Origin of the sequence: Frigoriflavimonas asaccharolytica (assembly GCF_013294015.1) — a bacterium.
GTDB classification, from domain to species: domain Bacteria; phylum Bacteroidota; class Bacteroidia; order Flavobacteriales; family Weeksellaceae; genus Frigoriflavimonas; species Frigoriflavimonas asaccharolytica.
Map to the genome: position 1 here is coordinate 1 of NZ_JABSNO010000065.1, position 1,243 is coordinate 1,243.

The 1,243-nt window shown below is 29.1% G+C and carries 2 protein-coding genes; both read right to left on the bottom strand.

Translation table 11 applies throughout. The features are described from left to right. Window positions 1-188: 188 nt before the first annotated feature. Complete coding sequence (locus HNQ03_RS16025; protein WP_173780701.1) at window positions 189-881, bottom strand: DUF1003 domain-containing protein; 693 nt, start codon at window positions 879-881, stop codon at window positions 189-191. Between the two features lie 38 nt (window positions 882-919). After that, window positions 920-1,144, bottom strand: coding sequence for a hypothetical protein (locus tag HNQ03_RS16030; protein ID WP_173780702.1), 225 nt, complete (start codon window positions 1,142-1,144; stop codon window positions 920-922). Window positions 1,145-1,243: the final 99 nt, after the last annotated feature.

Genomic DNA, 1,243 nt, shown 5'->3' on the forward strand with positions numbered 1-1,243 from the left:
CTTAAAAAAAATCGGAATAGATATGTCGGATAAAGAGTCCTTAAATTAAAATTCAATTAGAAAAAAGTGTCCAGTTATTTGCGTTTAAGACATTATACAAATGGACAAGCCAAAACCTCCATCTTTTGGTGCTTGGATAAATATATCACACTAAAATTATTGCATAGCAACTTGCCTTTTATCAATTTTTATTTTTTCCTTATTTCTTTCATTAAATCTTCCAAATAATCTGTTTGCAATTCTTGAATTTCCAGCATCATTTTGTTTTGATGCACCAAAAGATGGTCAATTTTTTCGCTTAATAATTTTATTTCTAATTCGGCTTTTAGATTGATTTTATAATCGTGTTCGCCTCTTATTCTGTCTTTAGATTCTTGTCTGTTTTGGCTCATCATTATGATTGGTGCTTGTATTGCTGCTAAACAGGATAGAATTAAATTTAATAATATAAAAGGATAAGGATCAAACGATTTACTCGCCAAAAACCAAATATTGATGCAGATCCAAACCATTATAAATGAGAAAAAAACCAATATAAATGTCCAACTTCCACCAAATGCTGCCACCTTATCTGCAAGATTTTCGCCTAATGTATTTTCAGTTTCTACTTCATCTTGAATATTTTCTGATAAGATAGAATTATTATTAATCGCATCCATCACATCCAAATCTATAATTTCCAATTCTCCTCTTTCTTCTGTGATGAGAGAGGTAAGGTACAATCTTCGATATTGATTGAGTTCTTGAAGTGATATATAATCGCTGCTTTCAAAATCTGGAAATTTACTTTTGATAAGGTCAAAAATACCTTTTCGCAAATCTTCTGCACTTACTTGTTCGCTATCTTTAATTTCTTTTTTGCTAATAAAACTTTTTTTCATATTGATATTTTAGTGGTAATTATGATTAAACCTGATATTTATTCTAACCAAAATGTTTTTAGTAAAATTAAAAGGATGAGCGCAATTCCAACAATGGCAATTCCAAATAAAATATTTGCCATTCTTTCTAAAAGTAGCGTCCATTTTATACTTTCAGTTCTGATAGATATAAAAGACATCATTACAGAAATACACAACAAAAGTCCTACAATACTTGCAAATTCATCTAATACAGAACTGGTAGTAGTTCCTGTAACGTGCAATGAGGTAATTAGTCAGCGCTTAAAAACACTATGATTTTCAATTTCTAAAATTTTAATATTGATATTTTCTGGAATTTTTGATTCCAAGTTAAAGTTATC

Coding starts and splice junctions, on each gene's coding strand:
- HNQ03_RS16025 (WP_173780701.1), bottom strand. CDS start 881: ATGAAAAAAAGTTTTATTAGCAAAAAAGAAATTAAAGATAGCGAACAA.